The organism is Paracoccus chinensis, assembly GCF_900102885.1.
GTDB classification, from domain to species: domain Bacteria; phylum Pseudomonadota; class Alphaproteobacteria; order Rhodobacterales; family Rhodobacteraceae; genus Paracoccus; species Paracoccus chinensis.
The window spans coordinates 38,412-52,794 of the sequence record NZ_FNGE01000004.1 but is presented as its reverse complement, the minus strand read 5'-3'; the positions used below and the strand labels follow the sequence as shown (position 1 = coordinate 52,794).

At 69.6% G+C, this 14,383-nt stretch carries 13 protein-coding genes; 6 read left to right on the top strand and 7 right to left on the bottom strand.

What is annotated here, in order from left to right; translation table 11 throughout:
- Positions 1 to 26 precede the first annotated feature (26 nt).
- The 5 genes from BLQ03_RS05675 to BLQ03_RS05655 form a co-directional block, all read right to left on the bottom strand.
- Positions 27 to 824 (bottom strand): alpha/beta hydrolase, encoded by a 798-nt coding sequence (locus BLQ03_RS05675; protein ID WP_090753787.1) that lies wholly within the window; start codon positions 822 to 824, stop codon positions 27 to 29.
- Entirely contained in the window at positions 821 to 1,618 is a 798-nt protein-coding gene (locus tag BLQ03_RS05670; RefSeq protein ID WP_090753786.1) for a crotonase/enoyl-CoA hydratase family protein, read from the bottom strand. Before BLQ03_RS05670 ends, BLQ03_RS05675 begins: the two co-directional genes overlap by 4 nt.
- A 6-nt stretch (positions 1,619 to 1,624) precedes the next feature.
- Positions 1,625 to 2,575, bottom strand: coding sequence for an AEC family transporter (locus tag BLQ03_RS05665; protein WP_090753784.1), 951 nt, complete (start codon positions 2,573 to 2,575; stop codon positions 1,625 to 1,627).
- Between the two features lie 64 nt (positions 2,576 to 2,639).
- Positions 2,640 to 2,870: a sulfurtransferase TusA family protein gene (locus tag BLQ03_RS05660; RefSeq protein ID WP_090753782.1), complete on the bottom strand. Its 231-nt coding sequence runs from the start codon at positions 2,868 to 2,870 to the stop codon at positions 2,640 to 2,642.
- Positions 2,867 to 3,367 (bottom strand): DUF2478 domain-containing protein, encoded by a 501-nt coding sequence (locus BLQ03_RS05655; RefSeq protein WP_090753781.1) that lies wholly within the window; start codon positions 3,365 to 3,367, stop codon positions 2,867 to 2,869. Before BLQ03_RS05655 ends, BLQ03_RS05660 begins: the two co-directional genes overlap by 4 nt.
- Before the next feature lie 98 nt (positions 3,368 to 3,465).
- On the opposite strand from BLQ03_RS05655, the gene mobA reads away from it, so the two are divergent.
- From mobA to pdeM, 6 genes are all read left to right on the top strand, one after another.
- Positions 3,466 to 4,053 (top strand): molybdenum cofactor guanylyltransferase MobA, encoded by a 588-nt coding sequence (gene mobA / locus BLQ03_RS05650; protein WP_090753779.1) that lies wholly within the window; start codon positions 3,466 to 3,468, stop codon positions 4,051 to 4,053.
- Entirely contained in the window at positions 4,044 to 4,949 is a 906-nt protein-coding gene (locus BLQ03_RS05645) for a DMT family transporter (protein WP_090753778.1), read from the top strand. Before mobA ends, BLQ03_RS05645 begins: the two co-directional genes overlap by 10 nt.
- Positions 4,950 to 4,973: 24 nt before the next feature.
- Positions 4,974 to 5,969 carry a ligase-associated DNA damage response exonuclease gene (locus BLQ03_RS05640; RefSeq protein WP_090753776.1) on the top strand — a complete coding sequence of 332 codons (996 nt, stop codon included), beginning with the start codon at positions 4,974 to 4,976 and terminating at the stop codon, positions 5,967 to 5,969.
- Positions 5,970 to 6,099: 130 nt separating this feature from the next.
- Positions 6,100 to 7,719: a cisplatin damage response ATP-dependent DNA ligase gene (locus tag BLQ03_RS05635; RefSeq protein ID WP_090753774.1), complete on the top strand. Its 1,620-nt coding sequence runs from the start codon at positions 6,100 to 6,102 to the stop codon at positions 7,717 to 7,719.
- Between the two features lie 58 nt (positions 7,720 to 7,777).
- Positions 7,778 to 10,249 (top strand): ligase-associated DNA damage response DEXH box helicase, encoded by a 2,472-nt coding sequence (locus tag BLQ03_RS05630; protein ID WP_245688691.1) that lies wholly within the window; start codon positions 7,778 to 7,780, stop codon positions 10,247 to 10,249.
- Complete coding sequence (gene pdeM, locus BLQ03_RS05625; protein ID WP_090753773.1) at positions 10,246 to 10,878, top strand: ligase-associated DNA damage response endonuclease PdeM; 633 nt, start codon at positions 10,246 to 10,248, stop codon at positions 10,876 to 10,878. The genes BLQ03_RS05630 and pdeM overlap by 4 nt, the downstream gene beginning before the upstream one ends.
- A 56-nt stretch (positions 10,879 to 10,934) precedes the next feature.
- Here the strand turns inward: pdeM and BLQ03_RS05620 are convergent, their stop codons facing one another.
- Positions 10,935 to 11,615, bottom strand: coding sequence for an outer membrane protein (locus BLQ03_RS05620; protein WP_245688690.1), 681 nt, complete (start codon positions 11,613 to 11,615; stop codon positions 10,935 to 10,937).
- A 301-nt stretch (positions 11,616 to 11,916) separates the two neighbouring features.
- Positions 11,917 to 14,355 carry a DNA topoisomerase (ATP-hydrolyzing) subunit B gene (gyrB, locus tag BLQ03_RS05615; protein WP_090753770.1) on the bottom strand — a complete coding sequence of 813 codons (2,439 nt, stop codon included), beginning with the start codon at positions 14,353 to 14,355 and terminating at the stop codon, positions 11,917 to 11,919.
- Positions 14,356 to 14,383: the final 28 nt, after the last annotated feature.

The following is a 14,383-nucleotide window of genomic DNA, read 5'->3' as shown; positions in this document are numbered from 1 at the left end:
GGCCGATGGCCGCCCGTTCTCGCGTCCTAAAGCCCGCCCAGAAGCGCCTCGGTCAGCGGATGCGCGGGATCGGTCAGCCCGTCGATGACGTCAAGGTGATGCCGGCCGGGTTCCACCGTCAGGTCGGCCCGGCCGGGCCAGCCGGCCCATGCCGCATGGATCAGGCGCGACTGCTGGACGAAGACCGGCCGCTCGTCCGCACCGACCCAGACATGCAGGTCGAGATCGCGGGCGGGCAGGTGGAACAGCGGGCTTTCCCGCCGCGCGACCTCGTCTGTCAGGCCAAGGTCGCCGCGCATGGCCGTCTGCTGCAGCGGCCGCAGGTCAAACAGGCCCGAGATGGGCAGGCAGCGCCGGACCCGCGCCAGCACCGCTGCGGGCAGGGGGCTGTCGTCGCAGATCAGCCGCGCGGCGAGGTGACCGCCGGCGGAATGGCCGGTCAGGGCGATCGGCCCCGCGACCCGCTCGGCCGCCGCGGAGACCTGGGCGGCCACGGCATCCCGCATCCCGGACAGCGTGCCCGTGGGCGCCAGCGGATAGCCCGGCAGCAGCACCGCCCATCCCCGCGCCAGCGCGCCCTGCGCGAAATGGGAAAACCACGACGGCCCGAATTTCATCCAGTAGCCGCCGTGGATGAAGACCATCAGCCCCTTCGGCGTGCCCTCGGGCATGTGGAATTCGCCGCTCCCCAGTCCCTCGGGCGCCCGCGCCGCGCGGAAGGCGGCAGCGTCGCGCGTCCAGCGGTCGGGGAAGTCCGCCCCGCCGGGGATGTGGACGATGTTGGCATAAGCGTCGTCCCAGTCGGTGATGCCCTGCACGCTCATTGCGGCTTCACCTTGGCGGCCGTGCCCTTGGCGAAGGCTTCCAGCCGCGCCTTGGCGGCCTCCTGCGTGTTCACGACACCGGCCACGACCGACTCGGCATAGGCCGCGTCCAGCGCGCTCATGTTCTGCATGTGGCTGATGGCCGAGCAGATGGCGAAGTTCGACAGGGGCGGGTTCTGGGCCGCGGCGCGGGCGATCTCGTAGGCCTTCGCCTCGGAGTCATCGACCAGATACTGCGCGAGGCCCACGTCCACCGCCTCCTGCCCGCGATACAGGCGGCCCGACAGCATCATGTCGATCATCCGCGCCTTGCCGATCAGGTCCGCGACCCGGATCGTCGCGCCGCCCCCGGTGAAGAGGCCCCTCTGGCCCTCGGGCAGGCCGAAATAGGTCGTCTGGTCCGCAACGCGGATATGGGCGGCCGAGGCGAGCTCCAGCCCCCCGCCCACGACCGCGCCCTTCAGGGCGGCGATGACCGGGACGCCGCCGTATTCCATCTTGTTGAAGGCCTCGTGCCAGCGCAGGCAGACATGCATGAAGTCCGAGGCGCTGCGGTTGGCGTGGTAATGTTCCACGAGGTCAAGGCCCGCGCTGAAATGCGTGCCCTCGCCGCGCAGGACGCAGGCGCGGACGCCCGCGCGGGGCAGGGTGGCGAAGACCTCGATCAGTTCGTCGATGGTGGCCGCGTCCAGCGCGTTGCGCTTGGCCGGGCGGTTCAGCGTCACGGTCGCGATGCCGTCCTCGTCCACATCCAGCCGCAGGTTTTCCAAGGACAGGTCCGAGATCGTCCGCATGAAGGTTCAGCCTTTCGTGATGAGGTGGATGACAAGCGGCAGCGTCAGGATGCTGACCGCCGTGGACAGCAGGATCGCCGTCGAAACCTGTTCCTCGGCCAGCCGGAAATGGTGGGCAAGGATATAGACGTTGCCGGCCACGGGCAGGGCCGCGGCGGCAACCATGACCCCGGCGGCGGTGGGTTCCACCGCCAGCAACCATGCGGCCAAGGCCACCGATGCCGGATGCAGGACCAGCTTGGCGAAACTGAGCGTCGCGGCCGTCCCGGGCAGCCGCGCGGGCTGCAGGGCCAGCGAGGCGCCGATCGCGAAAAGCGCACCGGGCGTCGCGGCGCCACCCAGCAGCGTCAGGAACTCGGTCGCGGGCGCGGGCAGCGGCAGGCGCAGGGCGGACCAGCCCAAGCCCGCCAGCATCGCGACGATCATGGGGTTGCCGATCAACCCCCGCAGGACCGGCAGCAGCGTGCCCAGGCTGACGCGGCCATGCCGCGCAGCCGCGACGATCAGGGTGATGAGAGTGGAAAACACCACCAGGTCGATGGTGAGCACCATCAGCACCGGTCCGATCGCCGCCGGTCCCAGCAGCACGACCAGCATCGGCACGCCCAGAAAGCCCGTATTCCCGATCACCGAGGTATGGGCCAGCATCGCGGCCTCGCTGGCAGAGGCGCCGCGGCTGCCGCTGGCAGAGGCGCCGCGGCTGCGCGCCGCAGCCGCAGCCAGCAGCCACAGGGCGGTCGACCCGCCCACATAGGCCAGCGCAAAGCGCGGGTCGAAGAGCTGGCGGATGTCCAGTGCGGCGGCGAAGCCGAACAGCATCGCCGACAGCGCGAAGTAGAAGACGAATCTTGTCAGCGCCGCCGTCGCCTCGGCTGAAAAAAGCCGCAGCCATCCGGCCAGCCAGCCGGTCCCGATCAGCGCAAAGAACGGCAGCGTCTTGAGAAAGATCGCCAGCACGGGCGTTCCTCCCTCGACCGCCTTCCGGGCGCGACAGAAGCATCCCCGCGCGCGGGGCGCAAGATCAGCCGCGCCGGACCAGGTAGCGGCGGGCGCCGTCGGGCAGGGGGTCCGAGGAAACCAGTTCGTGCCCGCCCTCGGCGCAGAAATGCGGCACGTCGAGCACGGCAGCCGGGTCTGTCGCCACCAGTGCCACGGTTGCGCCGGGGGACAGGGGGGCCAGCACCCGGCGCAGCTTCAGGACTGGCAGGGGGCAGAGGAGATGCCGCGCGTCGATCTCGGTCGTGTCGGTCATGCGTCGGCGGGCTGGCGGGCGCGGCACCAAGCCTCGGCCTCGGGCCAGATCAGGGGAGTGGCGTAAGCGCCCGCGAATTCGATGAAGGCGGGGACCAGTTCGGGCGCGACGGCGATCAGAAGGGGGATCTCCTCGGCCAAGGCCGCGGCGATGAAGTCGCGGAAGCCCCGGCCCGCAGCCTCCTGCTTGCCGAACTTGTTGACCAGCGCGAGGTCGGCGCCCTTCAGCCCCCGGGCTGCCAGCGCTGCCGCCCGTTCCAGCGCGTCCGTATCCAGCCGGCAGCCCTGCGAGCCCGCGCCCAGCGATTGCGAGATGCGGATGGGGGCGGCGTCAGTGCCCAGCACCGTCAGCTCCATGTCGCAGGCGCAGTCCGCGCCGCGGTTCAGGTTCGTCTGCACGGCGCCCGCCAGCCGCAGGCCCTGGGCGACAAGCGTCCGGGCAAGCGCGGCCATCCGGCTGTTGCCGTCGTCCTCGTCGTGGATCACGTAAGCCAGCATGGGGGCGATCCTAGGCGGGCGCGCCTGCCCCCGCAAGCGACAGGCCGTCGCGCCTGCCCGCTTGCGGCTCCCGGGGCGGCGGCGCAGAGTGCCGCCCTATGGGTGGAGAGATCGCGGGAATCGTGCTGGCCGGGGGGCAGTCGCGTCGCATGGGCGGCGGCGACAAGGGACTTCTGGACCTCGGCGGTCGCCCGGTGATCGCCCATGTGATCGCGCGCCTGGGCTGCACCCGCGCCATCAGCGCGAACGGCGATCCCGCGCGCTTTGCGGGCTTCGGCCTGCCCGTGCTGCCCGATAGCCTGCCCGACTGGCCGGGGCCGCTGGCGGGGGTTCTCGCAGGCATGGACTGGGCGGCCGGGCAGGGCATCCCCCGCATCGTGACCGCTGCCGCCGACACGCCCTTCTTCCCGCGCGACCTTGCGGCGCGGCTTGGGGCGGTCGAGGCACCCGTCGTCATGGCCACCAGCGGCGGCGACCATCCCGCCTTCGCCGCCTGGGACGTTTCCTTGCGGGACGACCTGCGGGCGGCGCTGGTGGCGGGCACGCGGCGGATGCGCGACTGGATGGACGCGCAGGGAGCCGTCCGGGTCGAGATTCCCGGCGAGGACCCCTTCTTCAACATCAACACGCCCGCGGACCTGGATGCAGCCCGGCGCAGGCTTGCCGAAGGACCGCAATGGACCTGAAATCCGTCCTCATGGGCCTGAGCTTCGCGGCGATCTGGGCCTCGGCCTTCACCTCGACGCGCATCGCGGTGGTCGAGATGCCGCCGCTGCTGGCGCTGGTGATCCGCTTCGGGATCTCGGCCGCCATCGCCATCGGGCTGGCATGGGCGATGGGCCAGTCGATGCGGCTCAGCCGGGCCGAATGGCGCACGGTGGTCGTCTTCGGTCTGTGCCAGAACGCGCTTTACCTTGGCCTCAACTGGGTCGGGATGCAGTGGGTCGAGGCCTCCGCTGCATCCATTGTCGCCTCGATGATGCCGCTGCTGGTTGCCTTCGCGGGCTGGGCCTTCCTGCGCCAGCCGCTGCGCCCGCAGGCCGTCGCGGGGCTGGTCGTGGGCATCCTCGGCGTTGTCATCATCATGAGCGTGCGGCTGTCGCAGGGCATGAACCTGCTGGGCCTGTGTCTGTGCCTCGCCGCCGTAGTGGCGCTGACCGTCGCCACCCTGGTCGTGCGCGGCGCAGGGGGCGGCCCCAACGTCATGATGATCGTGGGCCTGCAGATGGCCGTGGGCGCGGCGGCGCTGGCGCTGCCCTCGGCGATCCTGGAATGGGGCCGCCCTTTCGAGTGGAGCGGGCGGCTGGTCGGTGCGCTTGCCTATTCGATCCTCGTCCCCGGCATCCTCGCGACCTTCATCTGGTTCCGGCTTGTCACCCGCATCGGCGCGGTCCGGGCGGCGGCCTTCCACTTCCTGTCGCCGCCGCTTGGCGTTGCCATCGCGGCGCTGTGGCTGGGCGAAAGCTTCGGGTGGTCGGACGTGATCGGCTCGGTCGTCGTCGCCATCGGCATCCTGATGGTGCAACTGGCACGCGTGGCCCCTGCGGCGCTTCCCCTCGTGATCGAGCCGCGGAACGCTTGACCCGCGCGCCGGGTTGAGGCGGCGATGCGCGCCGACGATTTCCTTCATCCAACCGATGCCGGGCTTTACTGCCCGCCCGGCGATTTCTTCATCGACCCGGTGCGCCCCGTGCCGCGCGCGCTGATCACCCACGGCCATGGCGACCACGCCCGGTCGGGCCACGGCGCGGTCATGGCCACGCGCGAGACGCTGGAGATCATGGCGATCCGCTATGGCGAGGACTTCACCGCCGCGCGCCAGGTGGCCGACGGGCCCACGCGCGTGGGGGATGTCGAAGTCAGCTTTCACCCCGCGGGCCATATCCTAGGCTCGGCTCAAATCCGGCTCGCCTGCGACAATGGCCCGGTGATCACCGTCTCGGGCGACTACTGCCGCACGCCGAATCCCGTCTGCGCCCCGTGGGAACCCGTACCCTGCGACATCTTCGTGACCGAGGCGACCTTCGGCCTGCCCGTCTTCAAGCATCCCGACCCTTCGGCGGAAACGCAGAAGCTGCTCGCCAGCATGGCCGAGTTCCCCGACCGCCCGCATCTCGTCGGCGCCTATGCGCTGGGCAAGGCGCAGCGGGTGATCGCCCTGCTGCGGCAGGCAGGCTACGACGCGCCAATCCACCTGCATGGCAGCGCGCAGCGCCTCAGCGACTATCACGTGGCCGAGGGCATCCCCTTGGGCGACCTGCGCCCTGCCACCACGCCGAAGCAGATCGAGGGGCAGGTCGTCATCGCACCCCCCTCGGCCTTCGCGTCGCCTTGGGTGCAGCGCTTCCGCGACCCGGTGATCTGCTTTGCCTCCGGCTGGATGGCCGTCCGCGCGCGTGCCCGCCAGCGAGGGGTGGAACTGCCGCTGGTCATCAGCGACCACGTGGACTGGTCGCAGCTCACGCAGACCCTGTCCGAACTGCGCCCCTCCGAGGTGTGGGTCACCCACGGTGCCGAGGAGGCCCTCGTCCGCTGGTGCGAGCTGAACCAGCTGCGCGCGCGCCCCCTGCGGCTGGTCGGCTACGAGGACGAGGCGGAATGAGTTCTTCATCATGCAAGTATCCCCGGGGCTGCCGAGCGCCTGGAAAACAGTCCGGGGGACTGTTTTCAGCGAGGCAGGGGGCGGCAGCCCCGAACCGGGGCGCAGGCAGCCTCCCGTCCAGCGGTGCTGCATGAAAGCCTTCGCCGCCCTGCTGGAACGGCTGGCGTTCACGCCTGCCCGGAACGCCAAGCTGCAGATCCTGCAGCACTACCTGGAACGCACGCCCGACCCCGACCGGGGCTATGCCTTCGCTGCGCTGACAGGTGACCTCAAGCTGCGGGCGGTCACGCCGAGCCTGCTGCGCGGCCTTGCCGTCGAGCGCTTCGACGAGGTGCTGTTCGCTCTCAGCTATGACTTCGTCGGCGATCTCGCCGAGACCATCGCGCTGATCTGGGACGGCGAGCCGCAGGGCGAACTGTCCATCGCTGAGGCCGTCCACCTGCTGGAAACCACCGGCAAGGCGGGACTGCCCGCGGCCATCGTAGGGGTGCTGGACCGGCTGGGTCCCTCGGAACGGCTGGCCTTCCTCAAGCTTGCCACCGGCAACCTGCGGATCGGCCTGTCGGCGCGGCTTGCCCGCACGGCGCTGGCGCAGATGGGGGCGCCGACGCTCGATGAGATCGAGGAGGTCTGGCACGGCCTCAAGCCTCCCTATCCCGAGGTCTTCGCCTGGGTCGAGGGCGGCCCGCGCCCCGACCGCGCGGCGCTCGCGCCCTTCCGGCCCGTAATGCTCTCCACCCCCACGGACCTCGAGGAACTGCGCGCGCTCGACCCCGCCGATCATGTCGCGGAATGGAAATGGGACGGCATCCGCGTGCAGGCGGTCAGCGACGGTGGCGTGCGCCGCCTGTATTCCCGGACCGGAGAGGACATCTCGGGCGCCTTTCCCGACCTGATCGCCGCCATGACCTGGGAGGGCACGGTCGATGGCGAGCTTCTGGTCCGCAGCCAAGGGAGCGTCGCCACCTTCAACGACCTCCAGCAGCGGCTGAACCGCAAGACCGTCAGCCGCGCGCTGCTGCAAAGCCACCCGGCGGGCCTGCGCGTCTATGACCTGCTGATCTGGAACGGCGAGGACCTGCGCCCCCAGCCTCTGATGGACCGCCGCGCCGTGCTTGAGGCGGCGGATTTCGGGTCCGACCGCATCGACGTCTCGCCGCTCCTGTCCTTCGACACATGGGACGACCTCGCCGCCTTGCGCGCCGATCCGCCCGACCCGGTGATCGAGGGCGTGATGATCAAGCGCCGCGATGCCCCTTATACCGGCGGGCGGCCCCGCGGCCCCTGGTTCAAGTGGAAGCGCGATCCCCGCGTGGTGGATGCGGTGCTGATGTATGCCCAGCGGGGACACGGGAAACGCTCGGGCTATTACTCCGACTTCACCTTTGGCCTGTGGCAAGAGGACACGCTGGTTCCCGTCGGCAAGGCCTATTTCGGCTTCACGGATGAGGAGCTGCGCGAACTCGACCGCTTCGTGCGTAACAACACGACCGAGCGCTTCGGTCCTGTCCGCGCCGTGGCTCCCAAGTTGGTGGTCGAGGTCGCCTTCGAGGGCGTCAACCGATCCGCCCGCCACCGGTCTGGCGTGGCGCTGCGCTTTCCCCGCGTCAGCCGCATTCGCTGGGACAAGCCGGCGGTCGAGGCCGACCGGCTCGACACGCTGGAAGCGATGATCGACGCGCCCAATGTCTTCGATGCCGAGGCCGCGCGGGCGGGCGTGCGGCACGGGCGCACCAGGCGGCGGGAGTGAGGGGGTGGTGCGTGGGGAACACGCACCCTACGTGCAGACGATGAACGAAGGTTCTCCCTTGACTCAGGCCGTCCTGCCGCCCGACTTTGCCGACTGGTTCGCGCGGCAGGGCTGGACACCGCATCCGCATCAGCTTGCGCTGTTGGAAGCCCAGGGCGACAGCCTGCTGATCGCGCCCACGGGGGGCGGCAAGACGCTGGCCGGCTTCCTGCCCTCGCTGGTGGAACTGGCCGAGGGCTGGAAGGGGCTGCACACGCTCTATGTCTCGCCGCTGAAGGCGCTGACGGCGGATATCGGCCGCAACCTTGCGCGTCCCGTGGCGGACCTGAACCTGCCGATCCGGGTCGAGGACCGCACCGGCGACACCAAGACCAGCGCCCGCCAGCGTCAGCGTACCGACCCGCCGCAGGTCCTGCTGACGACGCCCGAAAGCCTCGCGCTGATGCTGAGCTACCCGGAGGCTCCGAAGATCTTCGGCAGCCTGCGTCGCGTGGTGCTGGACGAACTGCACGCGCTGGCGGAATCCAAGCGGGGCGACCAGCTGATGCTGGGGCTCGCGCGGCTGCGCAGCCTCGCGCCCGGCCTGATCGCCACCGGGCTGTCGGCGACGGTGGAGGACCCTCAGGCGCTCGCGGACTTCATGGGCGGCGCGCAGGTCGTCCATGCCGATCCCGGCCCCGAGCCCGACATCGCCATGCTGCCGACCACCCGTCCCCCTCCTTGGGCCGGGGCAGGGGGGCGCTATGCCGTCCGCGACGTGCTGAAGGCCGTGTCCGAGGCCCGCACAACGATTTTCTTCATCAACACCCGCGCCCAGGCCGAGCTGTTCTTCCAGGCGCTCTGGGCCGAGAACGACCAGAACCTTCCCATCGGGCTGCATCACGGCAGCCTTTCACGAGAGGCCCGCGCGAGGGTCGAGGCGGCGATGGCGGCGGGCGAGTTGCGGGCGGTGGTGGCGACGGGCAGCCTTGATCTCGGGATCGACTGGGGCGACGTGGACCTGGTGATCCAGGTGGGCGCGCCCAAGAACGTCAAGCGGCTGGTCCAGCGGATCGGGCGGGCGAACCACCGCTACAACGCGCCGTCGCGCGCGCGCATGGTCCCCGCCAACCGCTTCGAGGTGATCGAATGCATCGCCGCGCTGGAAGCCGTGCGCGAGCGTGACCTCGACGGCGACGCGCGAGGGCCGGGGCCGCTGGATGTTCTCTGCCAGCACATCCTGCTGACTGCCTGCGCGGGACCATTCGACGCAGACGCGCTCTACGCCGAGGTCCGCACCGCCGGTCCCTATCGCGACCTTTCCCGCGCCGATTTCGATGACTGCCTGAACTTCACCGCGACGGGGGGCTATGCCCTGCGGGCCTATGACCGCTGGCAGCGCCTGATGCAGAGGGGCGGTTTGTGGGGCCTGCGCGATCCCCGGGCCGCCCGCGACCTGCGGATGAACGTCGGCACCATCGTCGAGGCCGAGATGACCAAGGTCCGCTGGAAGCGCGGCGGCGGGCTGCTGGGCGAGGTCGAGGAGTCCTTTGCCGCCACCCTCGTCCCCGGAGACACCTTCCTGACCGGCGGCCAGATCGTGCGTTACGAGGCCCTGCGCGAACTGGTGGTCGAGGTCAGTCCCAGCCCGCGCAAGGAACCGAAGATCGCCGTCTTCTCGGGCGTGCGGATGCCCATGTCGGCGGAACTGAGCCACCGTGTCCTGTCCCTGATCGGCGACCCCGCCCGCTGGGAGGTCCTGCCGCAACCCACCCGCGACTGGCTGTCCCTGCAGGCCGAGGTCTCGGCCGTGCCCCGGCCCGGCACGCTGCTGGCCGAGACCTTCCCGCACATGGGCCGCTGGCACCTCGCCGTCTATGGCTTCGCCGGGCATAACGCGATGCAGACGCTGGGCCTGCTGCTGACCCGCGCAATGGAGGAGGCGGGGCTGGGGCCGCTGGGCTTTTCCTCGACCGATTATGCCCTGCTCGTCTGGTCGCTGGACCCGGTGACGGACCTCGCGCCGCTTCTGGACCGCGACAAGCTGCGGGCGGGGCTGGGAGACTGGCTCGCAGGCAATGCGGTGATGAAGCGGACCTTCAAGAACGTCGCCATCATCTCGGGCCTGATCCACCGCAACATGCCGGGCGGGCGGCGGTCGGGCAAGCAGGCGACCTTCTCGACCGACATCCTCTATGACACGCTGCGCCGGCACGACCCCGAGCACCTGCTGATGCGTATCACCGCGGCCGAGGCCGGGCGCGGCCTCGTCGATTTCGGCCGCATCGAGGAGATGCTGGACCGCTCGCCCGTCCTTGACCACCGGCAGCTCGACCGCGTATCGCCCCTCGCCGCGCCCCTGATGCTGGAAATGGGTCGCGTCAGGATCGAGGGGCAGGGCCGGATGCGGCTGGCCGAGCAGGAGGCAGAGGCGATGATGCAGGCGGCAGGATTGCAGCTGACAGACGATCCCTCGGGCTTCGACGCACCTGCGCCCGTTGTCGCCCGGCCCGAGCCGTCCCGCCGGCGCAAGGCCCGCCCGGCCCGATGACGGGCTTTGCCTTCACATGGCACGGCCTCAGGCTCGAGGCGCGCTGTTCCGGCGCCCTGTGGTGGCCCGAGGAACGCTGGCTGGTCGTGGCCGACCTGCACCTGGGCAAGTCCGAGCGCATGGCCCGGCGCGGCGGCGCCCTGCTGCCACCTTACGAGGGGCTGGAAACCCTGCGCCGCCTCGAGGCCGAGGCCGAGGCGCTGGACCCGGCGGTGATCGTCAGCCTCGGCGACGGTTTCGACGACGACGCGGCGGCCGAGGCGCTTGAGCCCCAGGTGGCCGAGCATCTGGCACGTCTGGAGGCAGCGCAGGAGATCCGCTGGATCGCGGGCAACCACGACCCGCGCGCGGGCGGAGAAGAGACGCTGCGGATGGGGCCTGTCACCCTGCGCCACCAGCCGGAAGGCGAGGGGCCGGACATCAGCGGGCATTTTCATCCGGTCGTGCGGCTGGCGGGCGCGCGCAGGCGGGCGCTGCTGATCGGGCCCTCGCACATGATCCTGCCCGCTTTCGGGGCCTACACCGGCGGACTGGACGCGGGGTCCGGGGCCATCACCCGCTGGGTGCCCCACGGCATTGCCGTGGCCTGCCTGCACAAGGCGCTGCCGGTGCCCCTGCGGGCCGCCTGAACGGAAAAGGCCGCCGGATGAACCGGCAGCCCCCCTGATGTTCCTTGACCTGCCGCTCAGAAGCGGAAGTTCAGGCCCAGCTTGACGTTCGAGAACGAGGGCGTGGCGACCGAGGTCGCGCCGGGCACGATGTCCACATCCGTCGAACCGAAGTCCGAGTATTCGTATTCACCGGTCAGCGACATCCGCTCGGTCAGCTGGCGCTCGACGCCCAGACCGACCACGTAGCCGTCGGCATCGTAGTCCTCGCTGTTGCCGTTGACGTTGTAGGTGAAGTCACCCTTCTGCCAGCCGGCGATCCCGTAGACCAGCGTGTCGGGACGGACCAGGTAGCCGGTCTTCAGGCGCAGGCCCAGCAGGTTGTTGACTTCCGACTCGAACTCGCCACCGACGCCGAAATCGAAGTCGTCGCTGATGTCGCCCGCGACATAGGCAACTTCCGGGCCGACCACCCAGCGGTCGCGCTGCCAGCGATAGCCCAGGCGCAGCCCGGCGTTGGCGCCCGACAGCTCGGCGCTGCCGATGTCAACGCCCGGAGGGCGAACGCCGATGTCGTCGTCGCCGCCGAAGGCGTAGCCCAGCGTGATGCCGGCATAGCCACCCTGCCAGTCGGAGGGAGCCGGTGCGACGACCGGAGCGGGCTCGACGTCCAGGACCGGCGCGACAAAGCCGCCGGCATGGGCGGCGGGAACCGAAAGCAGGGCTGCGACCGATGCCGCGATCAGGTTGTTACGCACCTTGAACCTCAAGCAGTAAACGTGACGGCCGCGACAGGAACGCGGCTGTTTCTGGAATGATAACTGGCATGAAGACCGGCCGTTCCCAAGGGGCGGGCCGCCGAATTTCGGATTTCCCGAGGGATTGATGCAGTCCTGCCACCTTTTTCAACCGTCAGTAGCAAAGGCTTGAGTCAGATCGCCTGTTCTGAGCTTTGCGCCAAGGGAACAGGAACTTGGCCCCTGTTCCTCAGGGTGAAAACGGGTGCTTTACCCCGCGTAGAGGGCGCGCAGGCAGTTCATCCTGCGCGTTGCAGTTTTATCACGCGTCAAGATTTTCCACGCTCAGCGCATTGGTCTGGATGAAGTCCCGGCGGGGCTCGACCACGTCGCCCATCAGCTTGGTGAAGATGTCATCGGCCTCGGCCACGTCCTCGACCCGCACCTGCAGCATGGTGCGCGCGGTGGGGTCCAGCGTGGTTTCCCACAACTGTTCCGGGTTCATCTCGCCCAAGCCCTTGTAGCGTTGCAGGCTCAGGCCCTTTTCGCCTTCGGCGAAGATCGCGTCCAGCAGTGACAGGGGCCCGTGGATCGGCTGCAGACGGTCCCTGCGCACCAGCGTGACGCCGCCGGCATAGACCTCGCGCAGCGCCTCGGTCATGGCGCCCAGCCGTCGGCTTTCGCCCGAGCGCAGCATCGGCCCGTCCAGCAGGCGCGACTCTTCGACCCCCCGCAGCAGGCGAGTCAGGCGGATGCCGCCGTCCTGCGTGGGGCGGGCGGTCCAGCCGCGCTCGTATTCCTCGGCGATCCTGTCCAGCCGTGCGGCCACCGCCGCCCCGACCGCCGCCGCGTCGGCATCGATGGCGCCGGGCGCCATTGCCCCGGCGATCGCCGCCTGCTCGGTGATGTGGGGCGGGTAATGCGTCGGATAGCTGCGGATGACGCGGCGCGCGGTCCGCGCCTCGTCCACGACGCGGGCGAGATCCGCGCCCGTGATCTCCTCGCCGGAACCCAGCCGCAGGGCCGTGCCCTCGATCCCCTGCTGGATCAGGTAATCCTCCAGCGCGGCCTGGTCCTTCAGGTAGACCTCGGACCGGCCCCGCGCGACTTTGTAAAGCGGCGGCTGCGCGATGTAGAGGTGCCCCGCCTCGATCAGCTCGGGCATCTGCCGGAAGAAGAAGGTCAGCAGCAGCGTGCGGATATGCGCGCCGTCCACGTCGGCATCCGTCATGATGACGATCTTGTGGTAGCGCAGCTTGTTCAGGTTGAACTCGTCGCGCCCGATGCCGGTGCCCAGCGCGGTGATCAGCGTGCCGATCATGTCCGAGGACAGCATCCGGTCGAAGCGGGCGCGTTCCACGTTCAGGATCTTGCCGCGCAGGGGCAGCACCGCCTGGTTCTGGCGGGACCGGCCCTGCTTGGCCGAACCACCCGCCGAGTCACCCTCGACGATGAACAACTCGGCCAGCGAAGGGTCCTTCTCCTGGCAGTCGGCCAGCTTGCCCGGCAGGCTCGCCACGTCCATCGCCGTCTTGCGGCGCGTCAGTTCGCGGGCCTTCCGGGCGGCTTCGCGCGCCAGCGCGGCCTCGACGATCTTGCCGACGATCTGCCGGGCCTCGCCGGGATGCTCCTCGAACCACTCGGCGAGCTTTTCGTTCACGAGGTTCTCAACCGCAGGGCGCACCTCGGACGACACCAGCTTGTCCTTGGTCTGGCTCGAGAACTTGGGGTCCGGCACCTTGACCGACAGCACGCAGGTCAGCCCCTCGCGCGCGTCGTCGCCGGTGAAGTCCACCTTCTCCTTCTTCGCGATGCCGCTGTCCTGCGCGTACTTCCCGATCACCCGCGTCAGCGCGCCCCGGAAGCCCGCCAAGTGCGTGCCGCCGTCGCGCTGGGGGATGTTGTTGGTGAAGGGCAGCACCGTTTCGTGGTAGCTGTCGTTCCACCACATCGCGATCTCGACGCCGATGCCGCCGCGCTCGCCGGTGATGAAGATCGGCTCGGGCATGACCGCGGTCTTGGAGCGATCGAGGTATTTCACGAACTCGCGGACGCCGCCCTCGTAGAACAGCTCGGTCCGCAGGGGCTCGGCCGGGCGTTCGTCTTCCAGCAGGATGCGGACGCCCGAGTTCAGGAAGGCCAGTTCCCGCAGCCGGTTTTCCAGCGTCTTGAACTGATAATCGAGGTTCGAGAAGGTCCCGCCATGGGCGTTTTCCTTCGAGCTGGCAAGGAAGCGGACCTCGGTCCCCTTCTCGCCGGGCGCGGCATCGCCCACGACGCGCAGGTGTTCCACCGTGTCGCCGTTCTCGAAGCGGGCGAAATGTTCCTTGCCGTTGCGCCAGATGCGCAGCTCCAGCCAGTCGGACAGGGCGTTGACGACCGAGACGCCCACGCCGTGCAGACCGCCCGAGACCTTGTAGCTGTTACTGTCGAACTTTCCGCCCGCGTGCAGCTGGGTCATGATGACTTCGGCCGCGCTGACGCCCTCGGTCGGGTGCATGTCCACGGGGATGCCGCGGCCGTTGTCGCGGACGGACACGCTGCTGTCGGCATGGATCTTCACGCGGACATAGTCGGCATGACCGGCCAGCGCCTCGTCGATGCCGTTGTCCACGACCTCGTAGACCATGTGATGGAGGCCCGAGCCGTCATCGGTGTCGCCGATATACATGCCGGGCCGCTTGCGGACGGCTTCCAGACCCTTCAGAACCTTGATGGAATCGGCGCCGTATTCGACCGGCTGCGCGGTGGCTGCGCTCATTGCTGACATTATCCTGCGATTGTTACGC